Origin of the sequence: Sorangium sp. So ce117 (genome assembly GCF_051524395.1) — a bacterium.
In the GTDB taxonomy this organism is placed as follows: Bacteria; Myxococcota_A; Polyangia; order Polyangiales; family Polyangiaceae; genus Sorangium; species Sorangium cellulosum_B.
Genome location: NZ_CP150309.1, coordinates 3,169,076 through 3,195,000 on the forward strand (window position 1 = coordinate 3,169,076; position 25,925 = coordinate 3,195,000).

General features: G+C 71.1%; 21 protein-coding genes. 10 read left to right on the forward strand and 11 right to left on the reverse strand.

Annotated elements, in window-relative coordinates; genetic code table 11:
- Positions 1-58: 58 nt before the first annotated feature.
- Together WMF46_RS12050 and WMF46_RS12055 are read left to right on the forward strand one after the other, a co-directional pair.
- Positions 59-2,083, forward strand: coding sequence for a bifunctional serine/threonine-protein kinase/formylglycine-generating enzyme family protein (locus WMF46_RS12050; RefSeq protein WP_437985745.1), 2,025 nt, complete (start codon positions 59-61; stop codon positions 2,081-2,083).
- 332 nt (positions 2,084-2,415) lie between these two features.
- Complete coding sequence (locus tag WMF46_RS12055; RefSeq protein ID WP_437985746.1) at positions 2,416-2,838, forward strand: hypothetical protein; 423 nt, start codon at positions 2,416-2,418, stop codon at positions 2,836-2,838.
- Positions 2,839-2,891: 53 nt separating this feature from the next.
- Here WMF46_RS12055 and WMF46_RS12060 read toward each other — a convergent pair whose 3' ends face one another.
- Entirely contained in the window at positions 2,892-3,509 is a 618-nt protein-coding gene (locus tag WMF46_RS12060) for an ATP-dependent Clp protease proteolytic subunit (RefSeq protein WP_437985747.1), read from the reverse strand.
- Between the two features lie 123 nt (positions 3,510-3,632).
- Here WMF46_RS12060 and WMF46_RS12065 point away from each other — a divergent pair, with 123 nt between their 5' ends.
- Both WMF46_RS12065 and WMF46_RS12070 read left to right on the forward strand, forming a co-directional pair.
- Positions 3,633-4,547 carry a helix-turn-helix domain-containing protein gene (locus WMF46_RS12065; protein ID WP_437985748.1) on the forward strand — a complete coding sequence of 305 codons (915 nt, stop codon included), beginning with the start codon at positions 3,633-3,635 and terminating at the stop codon, positions 4,545-4,547.
- 270 nt (positions 4,548-4,817) lie between these two features.
- The gene (locus WMF46_RS12070) at positions 4,818-5,219 is read left to right on the forward strand and encodes a YciI family protein (RefSeq protein ID WP_437985749.1); all 402 of its coding nucleotides are present in this window, start codon (positions 4,818-4,820) and stop codon (positions 5,217-5,219) included.
- A gap of 36 nt (positions 5,220-5,255) precedes the next feature.
- Here WMF46_RS12070 and WMF46_RS12075 read toward each other — a convergent pair whose 3' ends face one another.
- Entirely contained in the window at positions 5,256-6,119 is an 864-nt protein-coding gene (locus tag WMF46_RS12075; protein WP_437985750.1) for a hypothetical protein, read from the reverse strand.
- 100 nt (positions 6,120-6,219) lie between these two features.
- Here WMF46_RS12075 and sigJ point away from each other — a divergent pair, with 100 nt between their 5' ends.
- Together sigJ and WMF46_RS12085 are read left to right on the forward strand one after the other, a co-directional pair.
- Complete coding sequence (gene sigJ / locus WMF46_RS12080) at positions 6,220-7,104, forward strand: RNA polymerase sigma factor SigJ (RefSeq protein WP_437985751.1); 885 nt, start codon at positions 6,220-6,222, stop codon at positions 7,102-7,104.
- Positions 7,105-7,160: 56 nt separating this feature from the next.
- The gene (locus tag WMF46_RS12085; RefSeq protein WP_437985752.1) at positions 7,161-8,360 is read left to right on the forward strand and encodes a glycoside hydrolase family 16 protein; all 1,200 of its coding nucleotides are present in this window, start codon (positions 7,161-7,163) and stop codon (positions 8,358-8,360) included.
- Between the two features lie 149 nt (positions 8,361-8,509).
- Here WMF46_RS12085 and WMF46_RS12090 read toward each other — a convergent pair whose 3' ends face one another.
- Positions 8,510-8,971 (reverse strand): DUF4440 domain-containing protein, encoded by a 462-nt coding sequence (locus WMF46_RS12090; RefSeq protein WP_437985753.1) that lies wholly within the window; start codon positions 8,969-8,971, stop codon positions 8,510-8,512.
- 207 nt (positions 8,972-9,178) lie between these two features.
- Between WMF46_RS12090 and WMF46_RS12095 the strand changes: the two genes are divergently transcribed.
- On the forward strand, positions 9,179-10,657 hold the full coding sequence (locus tag WMF46_RS12095; RefSeq protein WP_437987887.1) for an FAD-dependent monooxygenase: 1,479 nt from the start codon (positions 9,179-9,181) through the stop codon (positions 10,655-10,657).
- 119 nt (positions 10,658-10,776) lie between these two features.
- Here WMF46_RS12095 and WMF46_RS12100 read toward each other — a convergent pair whose 3' ends face one another.
- The 3 genes from WMF46_RS12100 to WMF46_RS12110 all read right to left on the reverse strand — a co-directional run bounded on the left by WMF46_RS12100 (position 10,777) and on the right by WMF46_RS12110 (position 13,598).
- Positions 10,777-11,154, reverse strand: a complete 378-nt coding sequence (locus WMF46_RS12100) for a hypothetical protein (RefSeq protein ID WP_437985754.1) — start codon at positions 11,152-11,154, stop codon at positions 10,777-10,779.
- 372 nt (positions 11,155-11,526) lie between these two features.
- Positions 11,527-12,948 (reverse strand): AAA family ATPase, encoded by a 1,422-nt coding sequence (locus WMF46_RS12105; protein ID WP_437985755.1) that lies wholly within the window; start codon positions 12,946-12,948, stop codon positions 11,527-11,529.
- Complete coding sequence (locus WMF46_RS12110; protein ID WP_437987888.1) at positions 12,900-13,598, reverse strand: transposase; 699 nt, start codon at positions 13,596-13,598, stop codon at positions 12,900-12,902. Before WMF46_RS12110 ends, WMF46_RS12105 begins: the two co-directional genes overlap by 49 nt.
- 145 nt (positions 13,599-13,743) lie before the next feature.
- Here WMF46_RS12110 and WMF46_RS12115 point away from each other — a divergent pair, with 145 nt between their 5' ends.
- From WMF46_RS12115 to WMF46_RS12125, 3 genes are all read left to right on the forward strand, one after another.
- On the forward strand, positions 13,744-14,721 hold the full coding sequence (locus tag WMF46_RS12115; protein WP_437985756.1) for an NAD-dependent epimerase/dehydratase family protein: 978 nt from the start codon (positions 13,744-13,746) through the stop codon (positions 14,719-14,721).
- A 183-nt stretch (positions 14,722-14,904) separates the two neighbouring features.
- The gene (locus WMF46_RS12120; protein ID WP_437985757.1) at positions 14,905-15,051 is read left to right on the forward strand and encodes a hypothetical protein; all 147 of its coding nucleotides are present in this window, start codon (positions 14,905-14,907) and stop codon (positions 15,049-15,051) included.
- A 122-nt stretch (positions 15,052-15,173) separates the two neighbouring features.
- The gene (locus tag WMF46_RS12125; protein ID WP_437985758.1) at positions 15,174-15,743 is read left to right on the forward strand and encodes a hypothetical protein; all 570 of its coding nucleotides are present in this window, start codon (positions 15,174-15,176) and stop codon (positions 15,741-15,743) included.
- Between the two features lie 34 nt (positions 15,744-15,777).
- On the opposite strand, the gene WMF46_RS12130 is transcribed toward WMF46_RS12125, so the two are convergent.
- The 5 genes from WMF46_RS12130 to WMF46_RS12150 form a co-directional block, all read right to left on the reverse strand.
- Entirely contained in the window at positions 15,778-16,335 is a 558-nt protein-coding gene (locus WMF46_RS12130; protein WP_437987889.1) for a PQQ-dependent sugar dehydrogenase, read from the reverse strand.
- Between the two features lie 181 nt (positions 16,336-16,516).
- Entirely contained in the window at positions 16,517-16,714 is a 198-nt protein-coding gene (locus WMF46_RS12135; RefSeq protein WP_437985759.1) for a hypothetical protein, read from the reverse strand.
- Between the two features lie 159 nt (positions 16,715-16,873).
- A complete protein-coding gene (locus WMF46_RS12140; protein WP_437985760.1) occupies positions 16,874-22,426 on the reverse strand; it encodes an AAA family ATPase in 5,553 nt (1,850 codons plus the stop codon).
- 297 nt (positions 22,427-22,723) lie between these two features.
- On the reverse strand, positions 22,724-24,004 hold the full coding sequence (locus WMF46_RS12145) for a sigma 54-interacting transcriptional regulator (protein WP_437985761.1): 1,281 nt from the start codon (positions 24,002-24,004) through the stop codon (positions 22,724-22,726).
- 119 nt (positions 24,005-24,123) lie between these two features.
- Positions 24,124-25,137 (reverse strand): hypothetical protein, encoded by a 1,014-nt coding sequence (locus WMF46_RS12150; protein WP_437985762.1) that lies wholly within the window; start codon positions 25,135-25,137, stop codon positions 24,124-24,126.
- Between the last annotated feature and the right edge of the window lie 788 nt (positions 25,138-25,925).

Consider the following 25,925-nt stretch of genomic DNA (forward strand, 5'->3'; position numbering starts at 1 on the left):
CTCCCGGCGGCCACGGTGCGGCCGCCGGCGCGCCGGTGGTACCATCCGCCTGGTCCACGTGGAGCTCCGACCCGACGCCGTCATCGCGGACAAGCTGCACCTGCTGAGGCCTCTCGGGCAGGGCGGGATGGGCGTCGTGTGGGCGGCGCGGCACCTCGCCCTCGACACCGACGTCGCGGTGAAGTTCATCCGCCCCGAGCGGGCGGCGGAGCGTCCTGCCCTCGTCGCGCGCTTCCAGCGCGAGGCGAGGGCCACGGCGCGGATCGCGCACCCGCACGTGGTGCAGGTCATGGACTACGGCGTCGTCGACGGCGCCGTGCCGTACCTCGTGATGGAGCTCCTGCGCGGGTTCTCGCTGGCAGAGCTCCTCGAGCGCGGCGGCCGCCTCAGCTTCGCCACCGCGAGGTCGCTCGCGCGGCAGGTGGGGAGCGCGCTCGAGAGCGCCCACGAGCTCGGCATCGTGCACCGCGACATCAAGCCCCACAACGTCTTCATCACGGAGGGGGGCCAGGGATACCCGCTCTTCGTCAAGGTGCTCGACTTCGGCGTCGCGAAGGTCGCGGGCGACGCGGCGGCGCCGGCGGCGAACCCCGCGCTCACCGAGACCGGGATGGTGATCGGATCGGCCCCGTACATGAGCCCCGAGCAGCTCGAGGGGAGCAAGGACGTCGATCTCCGCTCCGATCTCTGGTCGCTCGGCGTCATCCTCTACGAGGCGCTGACCGGCGCGCTGCCGTTCCAGGGCAGCTCGTTCGTCGCCGTCGGCGCGGCGGTCCTGAAGGGGAGGTTCCGCCCCGCAAGCGAGCAGAGGCCGGGCCTGCCGGCGTCGATCGACGACTGGTTCTCCAAGGCGCTCTCCGTCGATCCGACCTGCCGATTCCAGTCGGCGCGCGAGATGGTCGACGCGTTTCCGAGCCTGGAGGTCCGGACGGCGGACGTCGACGCCCCCGCGGGCCGCCATCACCCGGCCGCGTTCGCCACGACCGTGGCCGCGCCGGTCGCCCTTCTGGGCGCGCCCCACGGCGCCGACGAGCTCGCGAGAGAGCCTGTCACCTCAGCCACGCTCGCGAGCTCGAGCGCGCTCGCGGGCGACCCTGTGACGGCGGCCCCTGTCCCTGACACAGCGGCTGGCCACACCGTGCTCCACCAGCGCGCCGCCGAGCGGCCCGCGGCGCGGGGCCGCGGAGGCGTCGAGCGCGCGCGCGAGAGGCGCCTCCGCCGCGCCGCGCCGCTCGCCGCCGCCGCGTGCGCCGCGGGCGCGGGGGTGTACCTCTTCCTGCGCGAGCCGTCGGCCGGATCGGGCGGCTGCCCGGCCGGCATGGCGCTCGTCGAAGGCACCGAGTTCCAGATGGGCTCCGACGCCGACGCGGAGACGCCCAGCGACGAGACGCCGCGACATGGCGTGACCGTGGGTCGGTTTTGCCTCGACGTCACCGAGGTGACGGTGAAGGCCTACTCGGACTGCGAGGCCTGCGATCGCCCGCAGAAGACCGTCGAGTCGGAGGGGCTGACGCCCAGCGGCCGCTCCTTCTGGAGCCAGTTCTGCAACGGCCCCGAGGCGCTGGACCACCCCATCAACTGCGTCGATTGGTACCAGGCGAAGGCGTATTGCGCCGCCTCCGGCAAGCGGTTGCCCACCGAGGCGGAGTGGGAGCTCGCGGCGCGCGGCAAGGACGCTCGGACCTACCCCTGGGGCCACGCGCCTCCCTCGGGCGAGCGCCTCAACGCCTGCGGGCCCGAGTGCAGCCGGATGCTGACGGAGCGGCTGGAGAAGGTGGGGAAGGGGCCGTGGCCTCGCATGTACAACGACGGCGACGCGGCCCCGGCGACCGCCCCCGTCGGGCGATCGCCGGCCGGGAGATCGCCCGCCGGCGCCCTGGACCTGGCCGGCAACGTCTGGGAGTGGACCGAGAGCCATTATTGCCCTTACGACAGGGACGATTGCGACGACTCCCGCCGTGTGCTCCGCGGCGGCGGGTGGGATACGGTCGAGAGCCAGTATGTGCGCTCCGCGCACCGCCGCCCGAGCGCTTCGACGGCGCGCGGCTGGAGCATCGGCTTCCGCTGCGCCAAGGCACCGTAGGTCCGCGGGTCGGAGCTCCCGGAAGCATGTCGACTTGAAGCTCGTGCGTCGGCTGGAGTTTGGCTCGGGGGCGGTGGCGATGCGGTAGGAGCCGAGAAGGTAGCCACCCGGGCCCTCGAGTTCACCGGCGACATCGATCCAGCTGAAGCTGGAGAGACTGAAGTTTCCTGACATCCACAGAAGCGCTTGGGCTTCCTGCCCGCCCAGCTTGTGCCGGGGCACACGCCGTCGAGCGCCTTCCGTTCCCGGGGGTGGAGCCTCATGACAGGCGAGTCGCCGCGCGGTGCGCCCGCGTCGCCGGCGACCACGAGCACGCGCGCGATGGAGGCAGCATGAAAACGAACCGGACTCGCCTGGGGATCTCTGCGCTCTTTGCCATGGCTTCATTCGGGCTCGCGATCGCGGGCTTCGCCGACACGACGGAACGCACGGAGGACGAGAGAGACGTGGACTGGAGGGCCTGTCAGCAGCTCCATGCCCGCGCCTCCGGCCAGGTGGAGCGTGTCCGGGCCGCTTACCGGGCATGCGCTTCCGACAACGATTGCGTCATGGTCGATACGAGCACCGAGTGCGGCGGCACCTGTGGTGAGGTGGTCAACCGGGCGGGCGTCCACCAGATGAGGCGCCTCATCGTCCACCTCGACGCGACCGTATGTCGCGAGCATCGGAGGATGGGCTGCCCCTACGGCACGCCTGCGTGCCTCGCGTCCAGGCCCGTCTGCGCCGCCGGTGCGTGCACGTTCGCCCCTCTGTAGGGGACGTCGCGCGACCCGGCGTCACCGCGCCGGCGCGGGCCGCTCCGGCGCGCTCAGACCTCCAGCGCGCTCTCGACGATGCGATGCACGAGGCCGTACTCCTGGGCCTCGCGCGCCGTCATCCACAGGTTGCGCTCGGTCTCCTGCGCGATCTTGGCGGGCGCCTGCCCCGTCGCCGCCGCGAAGATGCGGTTGAGCCGATCGCGCGCGGCCAGGATCTGGGCCGCCTCGATCTCGATGTCCGACGCGGGGCCGCGCACGCCGCCGAGCGGCTGGTGCAGGAGGAAGCGCGTGTTCGGGAGCGCGAACCGGTTCTCCCGCCGCGCGGCGACGAAGATCAGCGCGCCCGCGCTGGCGACCCAGCCGGTGCCGATCACCTTGACCTCGGGCCGGATGAAGCGAATCACGTCGTGGATCGTGTCCCCCGACTCCACGTGCCCGCCCGGCGAGTGGATCAGGATCCGGATCGGCTTTTCGCCGTCATCGCTCGCGAGGGCGAGGAGCTGCGCGGTGGTCGCCTGCGCCAGCTCGCTGGTGATCTCCCCGAAGATCAGGACGGTCCGGCTCCTCAGCAGGCTGCTCTGGATCTTGTCGGGCAGCGCGCGGGGGAGCGCTTCTTCGTTCGGCGTGGAAGCCGGCGTGGAATCTGGCGTGGAATCGAGGCGCGTCATGGCCCCGAGCTTCCGGCGGCCCTCGCCCGCGCGCCATGACCGCGAGGCGCGGAGTCATGCTCGCGCGTCTCGATCCGCGCACGAGCGCTGGACGAGCGGCCTCGGCGCGGGCAACCATGGGGCATGGCGGACGAGACGGAGGGGCTGCTTCCCCGCGGCGTGGTGGTCTCCCGGCATCTCGGCCACCCAGGCGCGCCCTGGCGCGCGGGCGCGGGCGATCCGCCGAGCCTCCACGTCGTCGTGCAGGGCGCCTTTCGCCTCTCGCAGGACGGCGTGTGCGCGCTGGAGCTCGACGCCGGCGACGTCGTGCTCCTCGGGTTCGGCCCGCGCGGCGCGGGGCCCCGCGAGCAGAGCCTCCGCTGCGTCGCGCCGCCGCCCGGGCGCGCGCCCGCCGAGGCGGAGCTGATCTCGGCGACCTACGCCGCCGCGCCCGGCGGGGCGCTCGCCGCGCTCGCGCCCGTGGTCCACCTGCCTGCGGGCGAGGTGCGGCGCGCGCCGGGGCTCTCTGCGGTCGTGGGCCTGCTGCGCGCCGCGCTCGCGGAGGCTTCCCCGGGGCAGGCCCAGCTGGCGCGCTCGCTGCTCGAGCCGCTGCTCGCCTACGCGCTGCACTGCCACGAGCATGCGCGCGAGGGGCGCGCGGCGCGCGCGCTCGACCGTCGCGGCGCGCGCGCCTTCGACCGTCGCGTCGCGCGCGTGCTCCGGCTCATGCAGGAGAAGCCGGCCGAGCGCTGGAGCGTCGAGGCGCTCGCGAAGGCGGCGGGCCTCTCCCGCGCCGCCCTGGCGCGGCGGTTCCTCGCCGAGCTCGGGGTCCCGCCGCTTCGCTACCTCGCCGAGCTCCGCATGCAGCGGGCGGCCGAGCTGCTCGCCGAGGGCGACGGCTCGCTGGCCGCCGTGGCGGCCGAGGTCGGGTACGACTCGGAGTTCGCGTTCAGCCGCGCGTTCAAGCGGCACACGGGCGAGGCGCCGGGCGCGTTCCGCAGGCGCAGCCGCTCCGAGGGGGCCGCGTTCCGCCTGCCGCCGGTCCGCGCCGCGGCGTGACGTCGGCCGCGGCGATCCGAACGTCCCAGGCGTCGTCCTCGACATGCGGCGGCCGCGGCGCGACACGATGAGCACGGTACGGCGCTCTCGGCGTGGCAGGGCTGTTCCGGGGTGGGGGGCACGCCTTCCTCTCCCTCACGTCGTCTGCCGGCCGCCAAGAAACTTTTCTTTGAGTATCGTCCTCCGCGATGTCGAGAACGCCGCGTGGGTTCCGACTCCTCTGCGAACGCGCGCCCGATGCGGGGCGCGCACGCTGAAAGGGAGCTGACGATGAAATACCTCCTGATGATGCACGTGCCGACCCGGGAGCCCTACGCGTTGATGAGCTGGCCGCCCAAGGACCTGCAGGCGCACCTCGCGTTCCTGAACAGCTTCAACCAGAAGCTCCGCGAGTCGGGCGAGCTCGTGGGGATCGAGGCGTTGACCTCGCCCGACCAGGCCAGGCTCGTGCGCGCCGGCAAGGACGGCAGGCCCATCACCGACGGCGTGTTCCCCGAGACCAAGGAGTTCCTCGCCGGGTTCTGGGTGGTGGACGTCGGGAGCCCCGAGCGCGCCTACGAGCTCGCCGCGGAGGCGTCCGCCGCGCCCGGGCTCGGCGGCGAGCCGCTCAACATGGCCATCGAGGTGCGGCAGGTGATGAGCGGGAGCGAGCTCCCCAGAGAGCTCCTGTGAGCTCCCCCTGTTTTGGCCGGTTTTGCGGATGAGCTCTTACTGGCGGGTGCGCTCGCCGATGGTCAGGAGGACGCGGCAGCCGGCGCGCTCGCCGCTGCGGACCTCGAAGGCGTGGCCGCCGTCGCCGGCCAGGGCCCAGTGATGAAGCGTGAGCGGGCCGCAGCTCTGCGCCGGCGGGTCGAGCAACGCGGTGTTGCCGTGGACCGCGAAGGTCCAGGTGCAGCCGTCGCCGTCGGTGGCGGCAGCGGCGTGCGGGCCGGTGCGCTCGATCGCGATGCTGCCGAGCTGGGGCTCGTAGCTCGGCGGCAGCGGGTTGCCCTCGGCGTCGGCGCAGGCGACGGTGGCGACGTTGGTGCGGGTGACCGGATCGGGCGGGACGTAGGCCCACGAACCGACGAACGAGGCGGCGGGATCGTCGTCGGCATCGGGGTCGACCCAGGTGCGCTTGCCGGCGGCGAGCACGAAGTCGCAGTCGGCGCCGCCGGGGCGGTGGCTGATGGCGTCGACGACCTCGGCGGCGCCGGCGCCGTCGCGGGCCAGGGTCCAGCCGGTGATGGTGTAGCTCGATCCGATGACCGGGTTATCGCAGGTCGCCTCCGTCGATGCGAAGCGCGCGTGCTCGTGGTCGGCCTCGCGGAAGCTCCACGAGCAACCCTGATCGGTGCGGCCGGCGAGCGTCTGGTCGCCGTCACGGGAAAGCACCAGGTGGCCGATCTGCGGGATGTCGACTTCCACCGCCGGGGCGCCGCCCTGGGCCGGGCAGGACAGGTGAGCCAGGTTGGTGCCGCTGGCGCGGTCGGGCAGATCGTAGTTCCAGGTGCCCTCGAAGCCCGAGGGCGACGAGGATCCGTTGCAGGCCGAGAACAGCGGGAAGAGAACGAACAGGATGAGATTGCGCATGGTGGCCGGCAAGACCACGCAGCGGGTCGTCGTGTGACATCCGGGCCGATGTCACATCGGCGCCGGCCGCGCTGTCCATGATCGAGGCAAGCCAAGAACCATGAAATCCGACGTCGAGATCCACCGCCGCTTCCTGTTCGCGATCGCCTACCGCATGCTCGGCAGCGCGGCCGACGCCGAGGACGTGGTGCAGGAGGCCTACATCCGCTACCTGGCCGTGCCCGAGGCCGAGGTCGAGTCGCCGAAGGCCCTGCTCGGCACCATCGTCACGCGGCTGTCCCTCAACCTGCTGGACTCGGCGCGCCGCCGGCGCGAGACCTACGTCGGCAGCTGGCTGCCCGAGCCGATCTGGAGCGAGGCCGACGCGCTCGACGCCTCCTCCCCCTTGGCCCGCTGGCAGTCGGTGTCGATGGCGTTCCTGGTGCTGCTGGAACAGCTCTCGCCGCTCGAGCGCGCGGTCTTCGTCCTGCACGAGCTGTTCGACTACGACTACGCCGAGATCGGACGGGTGGTCGAGCGCACGCCCGCTGCCTGTCGCCAGCTCGGGTCTCGTGCCCGCGAGCACCTCGATCGGCAGCGGCCGCGGCTTCCGCCCACCCCCGAGGCCCACCGCGAGCTGGTCGCGCGCTTCGCCCGCAGCGTGGGCTCGGGCGATCTGCGCGGGCTTGTCGACCTGCTCGCCGAGGACGTCGTGCTCGACGCTGACGGCGGCGGGCGATTTCCCGGCGCCGTGCTGGCGCCGTTGCGCGGCCGCGAGGCGGTGGCGGGCTTCGTCGCCTCGACGCCGCGGCTTCCGGCCGGCCCCTTCGACGCGGCGATCGGCGACATCAACGGTGAGCCGGCGCTCCTCCTGCGCGCCCGCACGGACGCAGCGATCCGTGTCGTCATCACGCTCGAGGTCGACGGTGGCGTGGTGCGCGCCATCCGGGCGATGGCCAATCCCGACAAGCTGCGGTGGCTCAACGCTAGCCGCGATCGTTGTTGAGCGGGTAGGAAGTCCAAGCGTCCGATGGGACGCTCATCCCGAAAGGAACAGTCTCGATGAAAACGGATCGCGAAGGCCAGAGCATCGCTGCATCGAACGAGGCGCCCCGGGGCGCGCGCTTCATCCACGCCGCGGGGGCGGCGCTCCTTGCGGTGTATGTGCTGGTGGGTTGCTCGAACGAGCTCGACGTCCCTGCCGGCCATGGCGGCAGCGGCGCTGGCGGAGGGAGCGGCGGTGAGGGCGGCAGCGGCGCTGGCGGAGGGAGCGGCGGTGAGGGCGGCGGCGGCGCTGGCGGCGGCGCTGGCGGCGAGGGCGGCAGCGGCGCTGGCGGCGGCGCTGGCGGCGCTGGCGGCGGCGCTGGCGGCGAGGGCAGCGGCGCTGGCGGCGAGGGCAGCGGCGCTGGCGGCGAGGGCAGCGGCGCTGGCGGCGAGGGCGGCGGCGTCACGGTGTCGGCCGAGTTCTTCGACGACTTCAGCTACAGCGGCATCGCCGACGACGGTCTCAGGAGCCGGTGGTGGGTACGGACGACCGACGGAGCGCCCGGGGTCGCCGGCGCACAATGGCTCTCGTCCAATGTGTCGTTCATCGACGATCCCGATCTCGCCTCGAACAGGCTGCTGCGGCTCCAAGCGACCTCGCGTGGATCGGGAGCGAGCACCTCGCACGCGGAGATCCAGTCCAACGACGACAGGTTCCGCTTCGGGACCTACTCCGCCAGGGTGAGATTCCGCAACACGCCCCTGACCGGGACCCGGCACCTCGGCGACAAGCTGGTCGAGACGTTCTTCACGATCAGTCCATGGATCAACGACCCCGAGGTCGATCCCAACTACTCGGAGCAGGATTTCGAGTACATGCCCAACGGCGGGTGGGGGCAGGGCGATACCAGCACGCTGTGGCTGACCTCGTGGGAAACGGCCACGCTCGAGAATACGAAGTCGAACCAGGTCGCGGGGGACCAGTCGGGCTGGAAGAGGCTCCTCCTCCAGATCGACGCGTCCGGTATCCATTACTACATCGACGGCGCGCGGCTCTGCACGCACGACGCAACCTACGTCCCCGAGACGGATCAGCACATCGACTTCAACCTATGGTTCGACGAGCTCGCCGCCGGACAGACCGGCCCGCGGACGTACGCCGAGGACGTCGACTGGGTCTACTTCGCGAAGGACGTGCTCCTGTCGCAGGCCGAGGTGGACGCGCAGGTGGCCGGTTTCCGGGCGTCATCGCTCGCCCTCGTGGACACCCTGCCGTAGACGATCGATCACGTTGGAGTCCCTAAGAAATCAACAGAAGGGAAGCGAAACCGCAAGGGGCGCGAGAGGCGCAAGGGGAAGACCAAAACGACCTCGCCTCTGGTCCCTTGCGCCCCTTGCGGTTTCTCTCTTTCCCGCATTCCTGTCGGCTACAGGCTGCGTCGTGTGACGTCCTGAGCCGGAGGGACGCTCAGCCCTTCCCGCTCGTCGTCCCAGGCAACCGCGCTGATCTTCCAGCCGGCGGGCGTCTTGACCAGCTGGATGGACTTCGTGCCCCTCGCCTCGAAGCGCTGCCCCGAGAGCAGCCCGGACTTGCGATACACACAGAAGCGCTGCGCGATGCTCCCGAAGAGGTCCGTCCTCCCCCAGACCTCCTCCTCGGAGAAATCGACCAGCTCCCCGCTCGTCAAGAGCTTCTCCCTGGGCTCGATGAACGAGCGCAGGTCGTAGATCGTCGGTGGTTCTCCGCAGGTCTTGATGATCACGCCCTCCGCGAGGAAGAGCGCGCGCAGCGCGTCGAGGTCCGGTCGCACTCCACCCTTGTTGCCAAAGGCCTGAAAGAACGCGTGTACGACGGCGTCGATGGCGCGCTCGTCCTCGCTGCGGGTCATGGCAGGCCGGCCTCCATCCAGGGGTCTTCAGAGATCACCTACGAACGCCCGACGATCGCAAAAATTCGGCGCGCCGGCGTGCGCGGCGAGGCGCGCGTGCAGCGAGGAAACGAGCGCGCCTCCCGTCCATCTCCAGCCCCAGCGTATACCAGACATGGGGGCTTGCCGGAAGCCCCCAGGCATGCCGCACCATGCTGCACCATGAAGATGCCGAAGCACGCCGTGGTGATCGCGGGTGGAGGTCCGACGGGGCTCATGTTGGCGGCCGAGCTAGCGCTGGCGCGGATCGACGTCGCCGTCGTCGAGCGGCGCGAAAACCAGGACCTCGCCGGCTCGCGCGCGGGCGGTCTGCACGCACGCACGATCGAGGTCTTCGATCAGCGTGGCGTCGCGGAGCGCTTTCTCTCACAGGGGCAGGTGATGCAGGTCGCCGGCTTCTCGTTCATCCCTCTCGACATCAGCGACTTCCCCGTTCGCCACAACCACGGGCTCGCGCTCCGCCAGAACCGGATCGAGCGCATCCTGGCCGACTGGGTCTCCGAGCTGCCGGTGAAGTTCTATCGCGGGCGTGACGTGACGGGGTTTGCGCAGGACGATACGGTCGTCGACGTCGAGCTGTCTGACGGCGCGACGCTACGAGCGAAGTATCTCGTCGGGTGCGACGGCGGTCGCAGCCTGGTCCGCAAGAGGGCGGGCATTGACTTCGCCGGGTGGGACGCGTCGACGAGCTACCTGATCGCGGAGGTGGACATGGTGGACGAGCCCGCGTGGGGCGTCCGCCGCGGCGAAAAGGGCGTCAACGCGCTGGGTAAGCTGGAGGACGGAAAGCGTGTTGGCGTCGTGCTCGTGGAGCCGCACGTCGGCAAAGCTGACAAGCCGACGCTCCAGGACCTGCGCGATGCGCTCGTCGCGGTCTACGGCACCGACTTCGGTGTTCGCAACCCGACCTGGCTATCCCGATTCAGCGACATGGCTCGGCAAGCGGCGTCCTACCGAGACCGGCGTGTCCTCCTGGCGGGCGACGCGGCGCACGTGCACGCGCCGGCAGGTGGACAGGGACTCAACATCGGCGTCCAGGACGCCGTGAACCTGGGATGGAAGCTCGCCCAGGTGGTGAGCGGCACGTCGCCCGACAGCCTGCTCGATACCTATCACGCCGAGCGGCACCCCATCGCTGCCCGCGTGCTGCGCCTGACCATGGCACAAACCGCGCTCGGTCGCGGCGACGATCGAACGGAGGCCCTGCGCGAGACCGTGACCGAGCTGCTCAAGATGGACGAGCCTCGCAAGCGCTACGCCGCAATGATGTCTGGCCTCGACATTCGCTACGACCTCGGTGAAGGACACCCGCTGCTCGGACGTCGCATGCCCGATCTCGACCTGGTCACCGAGAGCGGACCGCTGCGAGTATTCACGCTGCTGCACGAGGCAAGACCGGTCTTGCTCAACCTCGGCGAGCCGGGGGCCTTCGACATCACTCCCTGGGCCGCTCGTGTTCGCCTGCTTGAAGCTCGCCCAGCTGGTGTGTGGGAGCTCCCGGTGCTCGGCGCGGTACCTGCGCCGACTGCTGTCTTGATTCGACCCGACGGACACGTCGCGTGGGTCGGAGAAGGGACGGACAACGGCCTTCGCGACGCCCTCACCACCTGGTTCGGCCCGCCCACCCAGCGGAGCGCCACGGCGTGAAATGCCCCGGCAGCGAAGCGCACGAATGCGCTCGACGTCGACAGTGAGCGGTATAACGAATCCCACGACGAGGAGCACATCGAGTGCTCAACTTGCAAGGGGCGTCGGAGCCGGTCCGGTCAGGGGCGGGCTCGCTGCGGCCCCTGGAAGCACACCACCCTGTCGGTCGCCACGCCATCGCCGTCCGCCGGGTGGGCGCAGGCGACGAGCTCGTCGTGCCCGCACCCGCTCACCTGGAACACGTCGAGATCGTCGAGCCTCTTCCTCGTCTCCGCGTCCTTCTCGGCGCGGTCTGCGTTCCACTTGGCGAGCCGTCCCGGGTCGTCCTTCACCTCGGCCGGCGGGGCCTCCTGCGATCGGCCGCCGAGCACGACCGTGCCCCACTTGACGTCGGTACGCGCGCGCACCTCGACCCTGTCCTCCGGGCAACTATACCTCTTCGCGAAGTCTTCGCCGGCGCCTGTCTTGAGCCGCTTGCAGCCGGCGCTGGAGAGCATGGCCAAGATAACCAAGGGGTAGATCGAGAGCACCGCTCGCATTGTCCAAGGCTACACGAGCCAGTCTGCAGGCGGCAACTCGATCTACCAGCATGCGGCGCGCATCGTGCGAGAGGACCGCATACGGTGCGGAGCTGCGCGGGCACGGCGACGACCCGCGTGCGTGGCGCCTCGCGCTCGAGCGCGCGCAAGAGCGGCGGGAGCAGCCACACCTCGGCCGTGTCGGAGAGCCCCAGGCGGAGGGGGCGCTCGCACGTCTTCGGGTCGAAGGTCGGCGGCGCCAGCGCGGCCTCGATCAGGGCGCCAGGAAGCTGAAGGCAGAGGCGAAGAGAGAGGCGGTCCGGGGCAAACGGTGATCACGTGATCACGTGATCACGAGGGGCGGTGAGCGTGAGCGCCGAGGAGGCTGCGGGTGAGCGGCCCCCCGTCGACGAGCAGCTCGTGCAGCGCCTCCTTGAGGTGCTCCTCGTCGACCGCCGTGCCGCGCCCCGCGTCGGCCGCGAACAGCGCCGCCCGCCTCAGGAGCTCGCGGATGAACGCCGCGCTCACGCCCTCGGTCCGCGCGATGAGCGGCGCGAGGTCGTCGCTCTTGAGCGAGAGGCCGCGCCCGTAGAGCGCGAGCAGCTGCCGCCGGCAGTCGGCGTCCGGCAGCGGGATCTCCACGGCGAGATCGATCCGCCCTGGCCGCGCCGCCAGCGCCGGCTCCAGGGCCTGCGGGCGGTTGGTGGTCAAGACGAAGATCACGTCGGTGTCCTCCGCGAGGCCGTCCATCTGGTTCAGGAGATCGAAGAGCAGCGGTGAGCGGCAGCTCGTGTCCGCGCTCTCGCGGTCCTGGGCGATGATATCGACGTCCTCGAGCACCACGAGCGAGGGCTGGAGCGACCGCGCCATCGCGCAGGCCTCCTTGAGGAGCTTCACCCCGAGCCCGGTGAGGAGCAGGGTGGTGCGCTCCCGCATCTGGCCCGCCAGGTACATCGCGGTCAGGGTCTTGCCGGTGCCCGGGGGCCCGTAGAGGAGCAGCCCGCGCTTCAGGTGTCGCCCCGAGCTGAGCAGGATCTCTCTGTGCCGGGAGAAGCCGATGGTCGACCGCTCGAGCCGCGCGAGCAGCGCCGCGGGCAGGATGAGCGCGTCGCGCTCGATCCGCGGGAGGCTCTGGAGCTCGATCTTGGTCGCGGCCGAGAAGCCGTCCGAGGTCTCGCTCAGGGTGACGACGCGGCTGCGGTAGACGTTGAGCCGGCGCATCAGGACGCGGAGGTCGGCAAGGAGGCGCTGGGCGCGCTCGTTGTCCCCCGCCATCAGCTCGACGGTGAGCTGGCTGCGCCGGAACCCGGCGTCGCTGGGGCCGCGCACCAGGAGCGCGAAGCGGTCGCCCCCGCGGGCGAAGAGATAGAGGCCGCCGACGACGCAGGCGAGGAGGCGCTCCGCGTCGAGGTGGACGTTGCGGTACTGCACGGGCCCCTGCGAGGGCGGCGGTCCGCCGATCCCGGGCATCGCCGGGGGCGGCGAGAGGAGATCGGGAAGGCTCACCCCCCGGAACATGTCGCCGCCGGAGACTCCGAGCAGCTCGGAGGTGAACCCGCCGTCGCGGAGGTGGGTATCGATTGCGAGCTGGAAGTTCGGGTGGTCCGAGGCCGGGAACTCCTCGGCGACAACGGGGAGGGTGCGGGGGTCGGCGCCGAAGTGCCCGCGGAGGCGGCCGAGGAAGAACGGCTCCTGCGCGGCCTGGGCCGCCGCCATCGCGCCCATCAGATCCGTGAGGGAAGGCGTGGGGGTTTGGGGCTTGTCGTTATCCATGGTAGTGTCGCCAGCGTGGGGTGGACAATCTCACACGAATGAGTGAACTCGATGTTCCGTTCCTCGAACGCCGCCGTTCCAGAACGCCTCCTGACATCGTTCCGGCCATCTTCGCATACTCCGGACGTAATCCTCAGGGTCGCGGCGGCGTCGTGCCCACCTACGCCGCGTCGAACCCGAACGCCATCGGTTCCCACGTTGGATCGCGCGCGGGGGCTGCCGTTCGGGGCTGCGAGGCGGGCCGGAGGTTTGGGTGTCACAAGAGAGCGCCACGACGAGCGAGGCGCGAATACGCCCTGGTATCTCACAAGCGGGATCTTCGGCGGAGGAATCAAAGCCGCGAGCCGGGCCATGAACTCCATTGGACTCATGACGCGGTGAGTGCGTCCCCGCCGAGGTGTCTTCCGCAAGTACGCTATACGCCCATCGGGCAGGAGCCCGATTCGATCGAGTGAAGGCCGGGCGGGAGCAGTACCGCACGAGGCGGTCTTCTCGAAAACTCCGTCGATTGCCAGCGTGTGAAAATGGACGTGAACGTTCAAGCTCGAGCCGAATCTCTGAGGGAACCCGACCGAGCCCGTTCGTGCGCCGGCGATGCTCGCGAGCCGCGTGGTCACGCGGGCGATCTCCTCCGCGAAGATGCGCTCCATCGCCGCGAGGACGTCGGACCTTTTGGCCGCAAGCGCACGCAGCTCAAACGGCTGCTCGGCGAGACCACGCCCGAGCTCGCGTCGTGACCTCTGCTGTGGGCTGAATCGCTTGCCCCGACAGGGGTCTCGCGACAGCGTTGCCGTCGTGAAGATCCTGGTGCTGGGCGGTTCGATGTTCCTGTCCAAGGCGGTCGCGGCGGAGGCCGTCGCCCGCGGCCACGACGTCACGTGCGCCAACCGTGGCACCTCCGGGTCAGTGCCCGAGGGCGCGGCGCTCGTGCGTTGGGACCGCTCCGAGCCGGTGCCCGCCGACCTCGCGGCCACGGCGTACGACGTGGTCGTCGACGTCGCCCGGGTGCCGTCGTGGGTGCATGCCTCCGTGGACGCCTTCCCCGACGCGCACTGGGTCTTCGTGTCGACCGTCAACGTCTACCCGGACCCTCACGAGCCGTTCGGCACGCCCGCCACGTCGCCGCTGCGCGAGCCGCTGACCGAGGACGTCGACCCGAGCTCGAGCCCGGAGGCGTACGGCCGGATGAAGGTCGCGTGCGAGCAGACCGTGCGCGCGGGCGCCGCGTCGGCGACGATCATCCGGCCCGGGCTCATCGTCGGGCCGGAGGACCCGACCGGCCGGTTCACGTACTGGCCCGCACGGTTCGCCGGCGGCGGCGAGGCACTGGCCGGCGGCAGCCCGGACGACCGGCTGCAGGTGATCGACGTCCGCGACCTGGCGGCGTGGATCGTGACCTGCGCCGAGCAGCGGACGACCGGCGACTACGACGGCGTCGGCGAGGTGCTGCCCGCGGGCGAGCTGCTCGCCCGGGTGGCTGCCGGCGTCGGCGCGACGCCGGAGCTGACCTGGGTGCCGCAGGAGCTCCTGGAGGAGCAGGGCGTCGAGCCGTGGGCGGGCCCGGGCTCGCTGCCGCTGTGGCTGCCCCGTCCGCTCTACGACGGCATGGCTGCACACGACCCCGCCCCGTCGTACGCCGCCGGACTGACCCTGCGACCGGTCGCGGACACCGCCCGCGACACCCTCGAGTGGCTGCGGGCGACGCCGGACGCCGTCGTCACGGGGATGACCCGGGAGCGCGAGGCCGAGGTGCTGGTGGCCACCCGGAGCTGACCGACCCGGCCTCCACTAACGTCGCGACATGAGCCCGAGCCCCTCCCGCCTGTCGGCCGCCGAGCTGATCGACCTCGTCCTCGACGAGGGATCGCATAGAGCTCTCGCCCGTGTCAGGCCCCGCGGGAACGGCGCCGGGCGAGCCGTCTATCGCGCATCAAACACCCGCTGTGGGGCATCCCGGTGCCCGTCGACCCCGGCCAGCACACGATCGAGGCCGCGGCGCCGGGGCGGGCGCCGTTCACGAAGACGGTGGAGCTCACCCGGGCGGGCGCCTCGGAGACGGTCGCCGTCCCGATCGGAGACCGGAGCACGAAACGGTCCCGCTGAAGTCCGCGACGTGGACCTCGCTCCCATTATCCTGCCTTTAGTCGGAGAGGCCGAGCCGGGGAGCTCGATGTCCAGTTGCGCCGGCCAGCGGCCACCTGTTCGACGATCGCAGGGAGAGCCACATGATGAGTCCACCGAAGCAGCGCCTCGGGCGCCTGTTGCTGCTCACGATATTCCTCGCCGCCCGCGCGGGGGGTGGTCGAGACGCCTGGGCCGAGCCGGCAGCGGCGCACGCGCGGTCCAGCGGCGCGGCGCAGCCGCTGCCCGCGGGCACGCCAGCGCCGACAGCCGCCGTGCCGCAGGTCCGCGGCCCGGCCTTGGCGCCCGTCGCGGACGCGGCGGCGCCGACACCGCCGGCCCGCCCGCTGACCCGGCTTAATAACCCGGGGATGCTGCTTGGGGGGTTCGTGTCGAGCTTCTTCGGCGTTATCAACACGTTCATCGGGATCGCGTCCATCACGGATGACACCAGCGCTGGCGACCCGGCCGACGACCCCTACGGGACCGAGGAGATCAACAACACCGTCGGGAAAGGGTTCCTCGTCCTCGGGATCGCCGGCCTCGGGGCCGGCATCCCGCTCGCCATCGTCGGCGGCCGCCAGGTGCCCATTCCGCCCGAAGAGCGCCGCGTCCCCACCACGCCCGAGATCGTGCTCGGCCCTGGGTACGCCGGGCTCCGCTGGTCGATGTGAGCTCCTGCGCGGCGCGGGGCGCGCTGGCCCGGGCTCACTCCGGATCGACGCGGTACACCGTGCCGCCGAAGTCGGCGACGTAGACTTCGCCCGCGCTGTCCTGCCCGAAGCCGGCGATGCTGAAGCCGAGCAGGGTCGTGAGATCCTGGCCATTGCCGATGGCCGAGTGGCCGGGGCCGTAATCATTGCTGTTGCCGCCGTCGCCGAGCCCGAGATAGAGGAATCCGTCGCGCGGGCTGAACTCGATGGACCCGCCGTTGTGGTTGGTCTGCGGCTGCTCGTGCTCCAGGTAGGTGGCGACCGGGGTCGGATCGGCGACGTCCGGGGTCTCGCCGCGCCTGAACTCGACGACCCGCGTGTCGCCCTCCGTCACCTTGTCCGAGTAATGCACGAAGAAGCGGCCGTTCGCCTCGTAATCCGGGAAGGCGAGCCCGAGGAGGCCGCGCTCGCCGCCGTAGGCGATGAGCTCGCGGATATCGAGGAACACCGCGGGCTCGGGCGCGCCGTCCTCGAGCACGAAGATCTGACCGGGCTGCGACACGACGAAGAGCCGCGTGGGATCCCCCGGCGCGGACTTCAGGAGCAGGCGGATAGGAAACCATAGAGCTCTCGCCCGTGTCGAGCCCCGCGGAAACGGCGCCGGGCGAGCCGTCTATCGCGCATCAAACACCCGCTCGCCCCGTCGCAGGGCCCGCGCGCCGTGCATTGGGTGCAGCTCTGGCTCGACGACCGCGACGTGCGTTCGCCATGACGGGCTCGGGCCGGGTGCCCACCTACGCCGCGTCGAACCCGAACGCCATCGGTTCCCACGTTGGATCGCGCGCGGGTGCTGCCGTTCGGGGCTGCGAGGGCAAGTTCAGATGATCGAGGATGCGGCGCACCACCGCTGAGTCGGTGTTCGTGGAAAGCACGCGCATCCGCCGTTCGCATCTCGGGCAGCGGAGCGCATCGAAGCCGAACGAACGCTTCATGAGCACGGTCCACTCGACGTCGCGCGACGTTGCGAACAACTCCCCTTCGAGCAGCCGCCCCACGACGCGCGAGGCGCGAACACGCCATGGTATCTCACAAGCGGGATTTTCGGCGGCGGAATCAAAGCCGCGAGCCGGGCAAGCCGATCGAGGCAACCGCTACGACGACAAATCCCCCGCGCGCTCGGTCGAGAGCGGCAGCTCGACGCAGAAGGTCGAGCCCCGGCCGACCTCGCTCGACACGCGAATTCGGCCGCCGTGCGCCTCGACGATGGTGCGGGTGATGTAGAGGCCGAGCCCGAGCCCCCCGTAATGCTTCGACGAGACGCCGCGGCGAAATCGTTCGAAGAGCTGCGCCTGCACTTCGTCCGAGATCCCGATCCCACGGTCGGTCACCGAGAGCCGCGCGACCCGATCTTCCTGGGTGATGGTGATGTCGATCGGCTGGCGTTCCCCGAATTTGATCGCATTGGTGAGGAGGTTGGTCACGACCTGCTCCAGGCGGTGCGGGTCCCACCGGCCGATGACCGGCTGCTCCGCGCGCACGGCGACCACGCTGCCTGACTGCGCGATCTGATCGCCGAGGTGGGCGACGAGCTCGTCGACGAGCGCGCGCAGCTCGACGGGCGCCGTATACAGCTCGAGCCTCCCCGCCTGGATCCGGGAGACGTCGAGCAGCATATCGATGAGGTCGGTGAGGCGCTTGACCTGGCGGCCAGAGAGGGCGACCGCGGATCGCACGCGCTCGACGTCCATGCCCCGCGCGAGCCTTTTCCCCAGCGATTGAATGGCGAGCTGCAGGCTGGTGAGCGGGGTGCGGAGCTCGTGCGAGGCGATAGAAAGGAGCTCGTCCCGCAGGTGCACGGCCTCCTCCGCTGCGGTGCGCGCCCGCCGCTCGTCCAGGAGGAGCTGATCGCGCTGCTGCTCGGCGCGCACGCGCGCGGTGATGTCGCGGAAGCTCCAGACCCGCCCGACCACGCGCCCGCCGAGGCGCTGGGGCTGCGAATAACGCTCGAAGACGCGCCCGTCCACGAACGGGATGGCATCGAAGCTGGACTCCTCGGGCGAGGCATAGAGAGCGCGGATCCTTTGCAGAAACGCCTCGGGATCGAGGACCTGGTCGCAGACGAACGTACGGAACGTGTCGTCCGACCCGGTGGAGAGGATCTCGTCCGGGATGCGCCACATCGCCGTGAACCTGTGATTCTGACACAGGACGCGCTGCTCGTCGTCGACGACGAGGATGCCGTCCGCCGTCGATTCGAGCGTGGCCTCGAGGAGCGAGAGGGAATGGCGGAGCACCTCCTCGGCGCGCCGTCGCTCCGCGTTCTCCTGCTGCAGATCCGCATAGAGGCGCGCATTTTCGATGGAGTTGGCCGCCTGGGCGGAGAGCAGCCGGATCACCTCGACGCGATCGGGGGTGAAGGCAGAGCGGGTGAGGTCGTTTTCGAGATAGATCACGCCGGCGAGGCGGCCCTTGTAGACGATGGGCGCGGCGAGCGAGGAGCGCGGCGCACCGCCGGCGAAGTAGGGATCGCGCCCGAACGGCCCGTCGATCGCGAGGTCGTCGAGCAGGACGGTCTCGCGCGTCCGCGCCACGTACGTGAGGACGCTGGCCGGCAGGTCCTTGCGGCCCTCGAGGGGCGCCGCGCCGCGCACGTGGACCGACGCATCCCGGACGTGGTGCTCGGCCACGACGACGAGCCGTCCGTCACGCAGGAGCAGGAGGACGCCGCGCCGCGCGCCGGCGTTCTCGACCATGATGCGCATGAGCGCGTCGAGCAGGCGGTCGAGGACGATCTCGCCCGAGATGGCCTGAGAGGCCTTGAGCACCGAGCCGACGTCGAGCGCGGCGCCGGCCTGCGGGCTCCTCTCGCCGCGGAGGCTCTCGCCCGGGACGAGGTCGGGGTACGCGTTCTCGAGGCGCCGCATCGCCTCCGTCGCGCCCCAGCGGCCGTACGCCCTGTGCGCCTTAGTCAGGTAGGCGCCGGCGATGGTTTCCTTGCCGAGCGCGCGGAAGCAGAGGCCCGCGAGCTCGTTGCCGAGCGCCTCGTCGTGGAGATAGCCGCCGCGCTGCGCGAGAGCGATCGCCTCGTCGTAGCGGTCCCCGGCGGCGCGCGCGTCGCCGCGGACGCGCTCGAGCTCGGCGAGGAGGAGGGCGCGGCGGTGCGCCAGGTTCTCCGGGCAGAGGTCCGCCCAGCGCGAGAGTTTTTCGGCGGAGACCTCGGCGCGGGCGAGGAAGAGCGCGCGCTCCGCTGGGGAGACGGCGTCCGCCGCCTGCGTGAACGCGATGCCTGCGTAGCAATGGAACGCGGGGTTGCCATGCCAGGCTGCCACGGCCGGGATTTCGATGTTCGGCAAGAGCGCAGCGCGCGCCGCTTCCTCGAACGCCCCCTGGAAGACGCAGAGAATGACGATGTAGAAGTGGGCGAAGAAGAACGAGGCCTGGTTGTCGATGCGGCGGGACTCCTCGATCACCTCGTCGATATCGACCCACGCCCCCTTGAGCGTGGCGGGGCGCTCGGTCTCGACCGAGAGCTGGTGCGCGATCTGTCCGACCGCGCCGACCGCCCAGGTGATGGCATTGAACTCGTCGAGCTTGCGCATCGGCTGGTAGCTCCGCGCCTCGGCGAGGAGGTCGGAGAGCGGGAGGCCGCGCAGGAGGCTGTTCGTGATGCCATTGGCCGTGTTGTAGAACGACCAGATGTACTGGCCCGTTTCGAGCCCGGCGTGCATCCCGGCGACCAGCGACGCCTTGCAGGCGGCGTAGCCCTCTCGCCAATGCTGCACGAAGGCGCCCCACATATTGCGGAGCATCGCCTCGGACTTCTTGTCCGTGTAGCGGTCCGCGAGGTCGATGGCGGCGCGGCCGAAGCGGTAGCCGAGCGCGATGTCGCCGCGGGCGCAGAGGAGCATCCCGAAGTTCATGCAGCCGAAGATCGAGTTCTTCGAGAGCCCGTGGCGCAGCGTGTTCTCGAGGATCTTCGCGACCGTGATGCCGAGGTCGTTCGTGGCCAGGAAGTAGCAGGGGAGAAAGAGCTCCTGGAGCACGTCCTGCATGGCGAGGATCTCCGGGTCCGCGAGCGGCGGCAGGCCTGGCAGCGCCTCGATCGTCCTTTCCCGGACGAGATCCATCGTCGCCCGCACCTGGGTGTCGAGCATGGCGTCGTCCGGGAAGAGAGGCAGGTCGATCCCGAACGGGCGCAGGGCCTCGAGCCCCTCCGCGAGCGCGGCTGGCAGGTCGTTCTTGAGCACCTGCACGTTCATCTTGAGCCGCAGCACCCCGGTGCGATCGAGCCGGCTCGCGGCCCGCTCCAGGCCTTCGGAGAGGATCGCGAGGGCGTCGTCATGCTGGCCGCAGAGCGAGAGCATCAGGGCGGCTCTCTTCGCGTATTCGAGGCGGAGCGGGTACTGTGACGCCCAGGCGTCCTCCGGAAGGTGCAGGAGGCCGAACTGCAGGTAGCGCAGCGCGGCGCCGAAGGCGGCCGAGTTCTCGGCGCGGCATGCGGCCTCGAGGCTCATGCGGGCGAGGTGCAGGCGCTCCGCGGGGTCCGACACGAGGTCGCCTGCGCTGTTCAGGTGGCCGACGACGTCGAAGAGGCTCTGGCTCTCCGAGAGGTCTAGCTTGCCCGCGAGCAGCCGGCCGATCCGGAGGTGGAAGGCGGGTCGGTCCGCCTCCGGGATCATCGCGTAGGCGCCCTCCTGGACCTTGTCATGGGCGAAGCGGTAGCCGCCGCGCCCGGCGATCACGAGCCCCTCGCTCACGGCGGGATCGAGGCGGGCGTACGCGTCTTCCGGCGAGCACTCGTTCACCGCGGCGAGCACGTCGAGGTCGAACCGGTTGCCGATCGCCGCGGCGAGGTTGAGCGCCTTTACCGTCGCTGGCGGCAGGCGCGCGATGGTGCGCACCATGAGGTCTGCGACGTTGTCCGTGTACCCGAGTGCGTCGATCGCGGCGAGGTCCCAGCGCCAGCCTGATCCGGCTGCGTACGCGAGGACGCCGCGGTCGTGCAGCGGCCGGACGAACTCCTTGACGAAGAACGGGTTGCCGCCGGTCTTCTTCTGCACCGCATCGGCGAGCGGCCCACAATCGCTGCGCTTGAGGCTATCCGAGAGCATCTCGATCAGGTGCGGGCGCGCGAGCGGGGCAAGGACGATGTTGCGCACGACGAGCCCGGCTTGCTTGAGCTCCTCGATCGCCAGGACGAACGGGTGCCCGGGCGATACCTCGTTGTCACGGTAAGCGCCGCAGAAAAAGAGGGCATCGAGCGAGTCGTCGGCGAGGAGCGCGCGGAGCAACCCGAGGCTCGCGGGGTCAATCCACTGAAGATCGTCGAGGAACAGGACGAGCGGGTGTGTGCGCCGCGCGAACACCGAGACGAACAGCAAGAAGCACCGGTTCAGGCGGTTTTGCGCCTCGATCGGGCCGAGCGCCGGGACGGGCGGCTGCGGGCCGATCACGTGGGAGAGCGACGGGATGACGTCGCAGACGACCTGCGCGTTCGGCCCGAGCGCCTCGAGGAGCGCGCTCCGAAAGCGGAGGATGCGCGCATCGCTCTCGGTGAGGATCTGCCGCACGAGGCCGTCGAACGCCTGGATCACCGTGCTGTAGGGCGCGCCGCGGTTGTATTGGTCGTCTTTGCCGCTCGTGAAATAGCCCTTCTGCCGCGCGAGTGGCTTCAAGATCTCGTGTACGAGCGAGGACTTCCCGATCCCCGAGTAGCCGGAGACGAGGACGATCTCACGGGACCCCTCGAGCGCGCGCTCGAACGCTGCGGTGAGCGCCTCGATGTCATGCTCGCGGCCGTAGAGCTTCTGGTGGATCCGGAAGAGGTCCTGACGATCGCGCTGGCCCGCGACGAAGGGCGCGATCGTCCCCGTACCGCGCAGGGCCTCGCGGCAGTGCTCGAGGTCGGCGAGCAGGCCCTCGGCGCTCTGGTAACGCTCCTCGGCGTTCTTCGCGAGCAGCTTGAGCACGATGTCGGAAACGGCCTCGGGGATGGTCGGATCGACGCAGGACGGCGGCGTGGGCGCGAGGGCGAGGTGCGCGTGAATGAGCTCCATCGGGTCCAGGGCCTCGAAGGGGCGCCGACCCGTGAGCATCTGGTACAGAATGACGCCGAGCGCGTAGAGGTCGGTCCGGTAGTCGACGCCGCGGTTCATGCGGCCTGTCTGCTCGGGGGAGACGTAGGGCAGCACGTCGGCGATGACCGCCGGCGCGTAGAGCCGTTCGTGCGCGTGGGTGATCTCGGCGTCGACGCCGAAGCCATTGATCTTGACCGCGCCGCGCGCGCCGACGAGCACGTTCTGCGGGCGCAGATCGCGGTGGACGAGCCCGGCCACGTGCACCGCGGCGAGACCTTCGGCGAGCGCGGCCGCGAGATCGAGCGCCTCGCCGACCGGCATCCTGCGTGACGGGCGCGCGGCGAGGATCCGCGCGAGATCGCGGCCCGGGAAGTCCTCGAGGACGACGATCAAGGAGCCGGCGAGCGCCTCGACGCCGCGCAGGGCGACGAGGCGGGGCGAGGCGAGGCGCGCGATGCGCTCGTACTGGTGCTTGAAGCGCGCGACCTCGGCGCCGGTCGATCTTTCCGCGCACAGGATCTTCAGCAAAACCGGGACGCCGTCGCCCTCGTGGTATGCGCGGTACAGGGCAAAATCGGCAGTTTCCTCGATTTTCTCGCGGAGCGCGTAGCCTCTCTCGACGATCATCGAAAACCTTGCTCGCTCGCTCGTCAACGCGACGCACTACGACCAGTTACTTATATATTCCAAAGGGTGTGACTTGGCACCGGCGGAGTTTGGCCCACGATGCGAGGGGTGCTCATCGAGCCCGTCGATGTACAGATGTTGGTCGTCGGATCGTACAGCTCGGATGACTCCTACGGGCTGCACGCCCTCTCCGCCGATGATGAGCCCGCGAAGCTGTTGCACACCGAGACCCTCGCCTGCCTCTTCGAGCTCAGAATTGGACCTGGCGGGATTTCCGACGTGCGGAGCCAGGCGCGCTCACTCCCCTTGCTGAGTGCGCTTGAGGAAGCGCAGCAGCTTGCCGCGCGAGACGCCGAGCCGCTCCGCGGCCGACGTCACGTTTCCTCCGGCGGCCGCGAGGGCGGACTCGACGCGCTCCTGCGTGAGCGCGGTCTTCTGTTCGTCCGGCGCTTTCCCCAGCGCCTCCTCGACCGCCCACAGCCGCAGCCCGGGCTCGTGATCGAGGCGGCGCACCTCCGCGAGGGCCGCGTCGAGCCCGCGCACGTTGCTCGCCCAGGGATCGAGCAGCAGCCGCTCCATGGCCTCGACCTCGACCGCTTCGGCCGGGAGCGCGACGCCCGCGCGCCGCGCGAGCTCGCAGGCCACGCTGAAGAGGTCCTCGCGCCGCTCGCGGAGCGCCGGCACGTGGATGCGGGCCATCGCGAGCCGCGCGAACAGGTCGCGCCGGAACGCCCCGCGCTCCACCATCTCCTCGAGGTCCCTGTGGGTGGCGGCGACGACCAGCACGTTCACGTGGACCGGCCGCTGCGCCCCGACCGGCAGCACCTCGCGGTTCTCCAGGAGCCGCAGCAGCTTCGCCTGGAGATCGGGATCGAGCTCGCCGATCTCGTCGAGGAACAGCGTCCCGCCGTCGTGGGCCACGACGATCCCGGGCGCGGCGCTGCGCGCGTCCGAGAACGCCCCCGCCACGTGGCCGAACATCTGGGACTCGAAGACGCCGCGGGCGACGCCGGCCACGTTCACCGCCGCGAACGGCGCCGCGCGCCCGAGGGCCGCCGCCGTGGCGCGCGCGACGAGCTCCTTGCCCACGCCCGTCTCCCCTTCGATGAGCACGTTGCCGGGGCGGCTCCGCGGCAGGCCCGCAAGCGGCTGCGCGACGCCGCGCAGGCCGTACGGCCCGACGAGCCCGCCCACGGGCGGCGCCGGATCGAGCGGGCCGAGGAGCTCCTCGCGGAAGACGAACAGCACCCGCCCGAGCCTCAGCACCGCGCCGTCGTCGAGCGGCGTGAGGTCGCGCGGCGCGAGCCTCGACCCGTTCACCCACGTGCCGTTGCGCGACCCGACGTCCGCGACGCGAAGCGCGCCGCCGGCGCGATCGATCCGCAGGTGCTTGCCTGACACCTCCTCGTCGGCGAGGCCGCGCTCGGCGAGCCAGGCGCGGCCGATGACGGTCCCGGAGTCGGGCAGCGCGAACGCCATGGGCCGCGGGAACGCGCACACGAGCGCTGGCCGGCGCCTCCCGGCCTCGGGCCGCACCGGGCTCCGGTGATCGAGGGTGCTCGACACGTCCTTGGCCATTCTCCTCGCAGGGTGCCATGCACCTCCGGAGCGTGGAAGCGCCGCGCTGGGGGGCGACGGTGATGTCGTTCGCCCGGAGAGCAGCGCAGCTCCCCGCAGAGAAGCGCGGCTTCAGCGCCTCAGAGAGACCGCCCGTCGAACCCGCACATCGGGTCTCCCGGGTTCGTGCACTTGGGCTGCTGGGGCCCCACCCCCACCTGCGGTCGCGTGCCCGGCGCCGCAGGTCGGGCGAGCGCCTCCCGCAGGTGGGCGAGCGCGCTCTCGTAAGCGCGGAGCGCGCCCTCGTCGGCGCCCGGCGTCCTCGCGCGCGCCGCGGCGACCTGGGCCGCCGCCGTGGCCTCGGGCCGCCGCCGCTCCGCGGCCCATGCGGCGAGGTCCGCGTGGCGCCGATCGAGCGCCGCGATCCTCTCGAGCGCGTCGAGCCGTGTCTCCAGCGCGTCGAGCGCGTCCCCGAACGCCCGCAGCCGGTTGTGGTCCAGCGCCCGCGGATCGAGGGCGCTCCGCGCCGCCTCCGCGGTCGCGCGTGCCTCCTCGGCGTCGCTGGCGAGGGGCCGGCCGCGCAGCGCCGCGTGGCGCCGGTCGAGGGCCGCGAGCTCGGCCGCCCTCGCGCTCTCGCGTTCCTCTGCCAGCGCCGCCTGCGCATCACGGAGCCGCTGGGCCTCTTGCTGGAGGCTCGTCACGTGCTGCGCGGCCCCGTAGGCGGCCGCTGCGCCGCCGCACAGCGCGAGGCCGAGCGCGGCGGCGAGCGCGTGCGTCAGGCTGCGGCGCCGTCCCTCGGCGCGCGCGCGGGCGACGGCCAGATCGTGCGCGCGCGCCGCGTTATCCGCCTCGAGGCGCGCCTTCGCCTCGGCCTCGATGCGCGCCACCTCGAGCGCCGCCCGCGCCCGCGCTTCCGCGCGCGCCTCCGCCTCGGCCTGCTCCCGCTCGCGCCGCGCCTGCGCCTCTGCCTCGGCCGTGGCCCGCGCCGCCTCCGCGGCGCGCCGCCGCGCTTCCTCCTCGCGCTGCTCGCGGGCTTCCTTCTCGCGCGTTCTTGCGCGCTGGAGGTGCTCCTCCCGCACGCGCGCCTCCTCGAGCTTCGCGAGCTCCGCGAGGGAGAACGTGACGGACGTATCGGAGGTATCTCGGGTCATCATCGGCATCGGGGCTCCTCTCCGAGCGCCCCCGTAGCAGCCCGCGTGCCGACGATATCCAATGTAAATTCAGCTACTTATGCCCGCGATTCGGCCCGAGCGGGCGATCGCGATCGCGCCCGGCGCCACCGATCGCGATCGCGATCGCGCCACCTCCGCGCGCTCCAGGTGGACCCGCGATCGCGGGGCGTCCCTGGGCCTCTTCACGATCCGCGCGGCCGGCTCCCACGGTAGGCCCGAGGGGAGGGCAGCCCGGAACCACCTCCCCCGCGCCGACCCGCCGAACCGCCGACCCGTGCGCCCCCGCGCGACGAGGAACTCCTCTTCAGCTCGCCCGCCTCGTCCCAACCATCCCCCGACCGCAATTGCGCTCTCGACCATTAGCGTTGACAGCCGTGAGGTGCCCGTATAGGGTGCGCCTCTCGCGAACCGGCGGAACAGTCGGCCACCTCGGTCGACCGCCCTCTGGCACCGTGACCTCCTCGATCAGCTCGGCGAAGAACACCCGCCGAAGACTCACCAAAAAGAGTCGAAAGAGAAGGTTGACAGGTTCGCGAAGGGGCTCTAGATAGGGCCCCCCGCGTCGGCGGAGGCGGAGAGTCGGCGAGCGAAGCTCGCGCATCTCCTAGCCGCTCGACGGGCGCTCCTCAATCGAGTCGACGGCCGTGTCAGCATCTCCCGCGAGGGATGGCGCTGAGGCGGATCCGCTCCTCGACAGGGGCGCACCAAGGTGAGCGGCTCGCCAGGCGAGCTCCCTTGCCTGCTCGGTCCTTGAAAACTGTGTTGTGTGC

Excerpts from the sequence above, each read along its gene's own strand:
- WMF46_RS12145 (WP_437985761.1), bottom strand. The coding sequence starts at position 24,004 with ATGGCCAAGGACGTGTCGAGCACCCTCGATCACCGGAGCCCGGTGCGG.
- WMF46_RS12075 (WP_437985750.1), bottom strand. The coding sequence starts at position 6,119 with ATGCGCAATCTCATCCTGTTCGTTCTCTTCCCGCTGTTCTCGGCCTGC.
- WMF46_RS12070 (WP_437985749.1), top strand. The coding sequence starts at position 4,818 with ATGAAATACCTCCTGATGATGCACGTGCCGACCCGGGAGCCCTACGCG.
- WMF46_RS12090 (WP_437985753.1), bottom strand. The coding sequence starts at position 8,971 with ATGACCCGCAGCGAGGACGAGCGCGCCATCGACGCCGTCGTACACGCG.
- WMF46_RS12135 (WP_437985759.1), bottom strand. The coding sequence starts at position 16,714 with ATGAAGCGTTCGTTCGGCTTCGATGCGCTCCGCTGCCCGAGATGCGAA.
- sigJ (WP_437985751.1), top strand. The coding sequence starts at position 6,220 with ATGAAATCCGACGTCGAGATCCACCGCCGCTTCCTGTTCGCGATCGCC.
- WMF46_RS12125 (WP_437985758.1), top strand. The coding sequence starts at position 15,174 with ATGATGAGTCCACCGAAGCAGCGCCTCGGGCGCCTGTTGCTGCTCACG.
- WMF46_RS12060 (WP_437985747.1), bottom strand. The coding sequence starts at position 3,509 with ATGACGCGCCTCGATTCCACGCCAGATTCCACGCCGGCTTCCACGCCG.
- WMF46_RS12065 (WP_437985748.1), top strand. The coding sequence starts at position 3,633 with ATGGCGGACGAGACGGAGGGGCTGCTTCCCCGCGGCGTGGTGGTCTCC.
- WMF46_RS12150 (WP_437985762.1), bottom strand. The coding sequence starts at position 25,137 with ATGATGACCCGAGATACCTCCGATACGTCCGTCACGTTCTCCCTCGCG.
- WMF46_RS12140 (WP_437985760.1), bottom strand. The coding sequence starts at position 22,426 with ATGATCGTCGAGAGAGGCTACGCGCTCCGCGAGAAAATCGAGGAAACT.
- WMF46_RS12095 (WP_437987887.1), top strand. The coding sequence starts at position 9,179 with ATGCCGAAGCACGCCGTGGTGATCGCGGGTGGAGGTCCGACGGGGCTC.
- WMF46_RS12110 (WP_437987888.1), bottom strand. The coding sequence starts at position 13,598 with ATGGAGCGCATCTTCGCGGAGGAGATCGCCCGCGTGACCACGCGGCTC.
- WMF46_RS12105 (WP_437985755.1), bottom strand. The coding sequence starts at position 12,948 with ATGGATAACGACAAGCCCCAAACCCCCACGCCTTCCCTCACGGATCTG.
- WMF46_RS12055 (WP_437985746.1), top strand. The coding sequence starts at position 2,416 with ATGAAAACGAACCGGACTCGCCTGGGGATCTCTGCGCTCTTTGCCATG.
- WMF46_RS12085 (WP_437985752.1), top strand. The coding sequence starts at position 7,161 with ATGAAAACGGATCGCGAAGGCCAGAGCATCGCTGCATCGAACGAGGCG.
- WMF46_RS12100 (WP_437985754.1), bottom strand. The coding sequence starts at position 11,154 with ATGCTCTCCAGCGCCGGCTGCAAGCGGCTCAAGACAGGCGCCGGCGAA.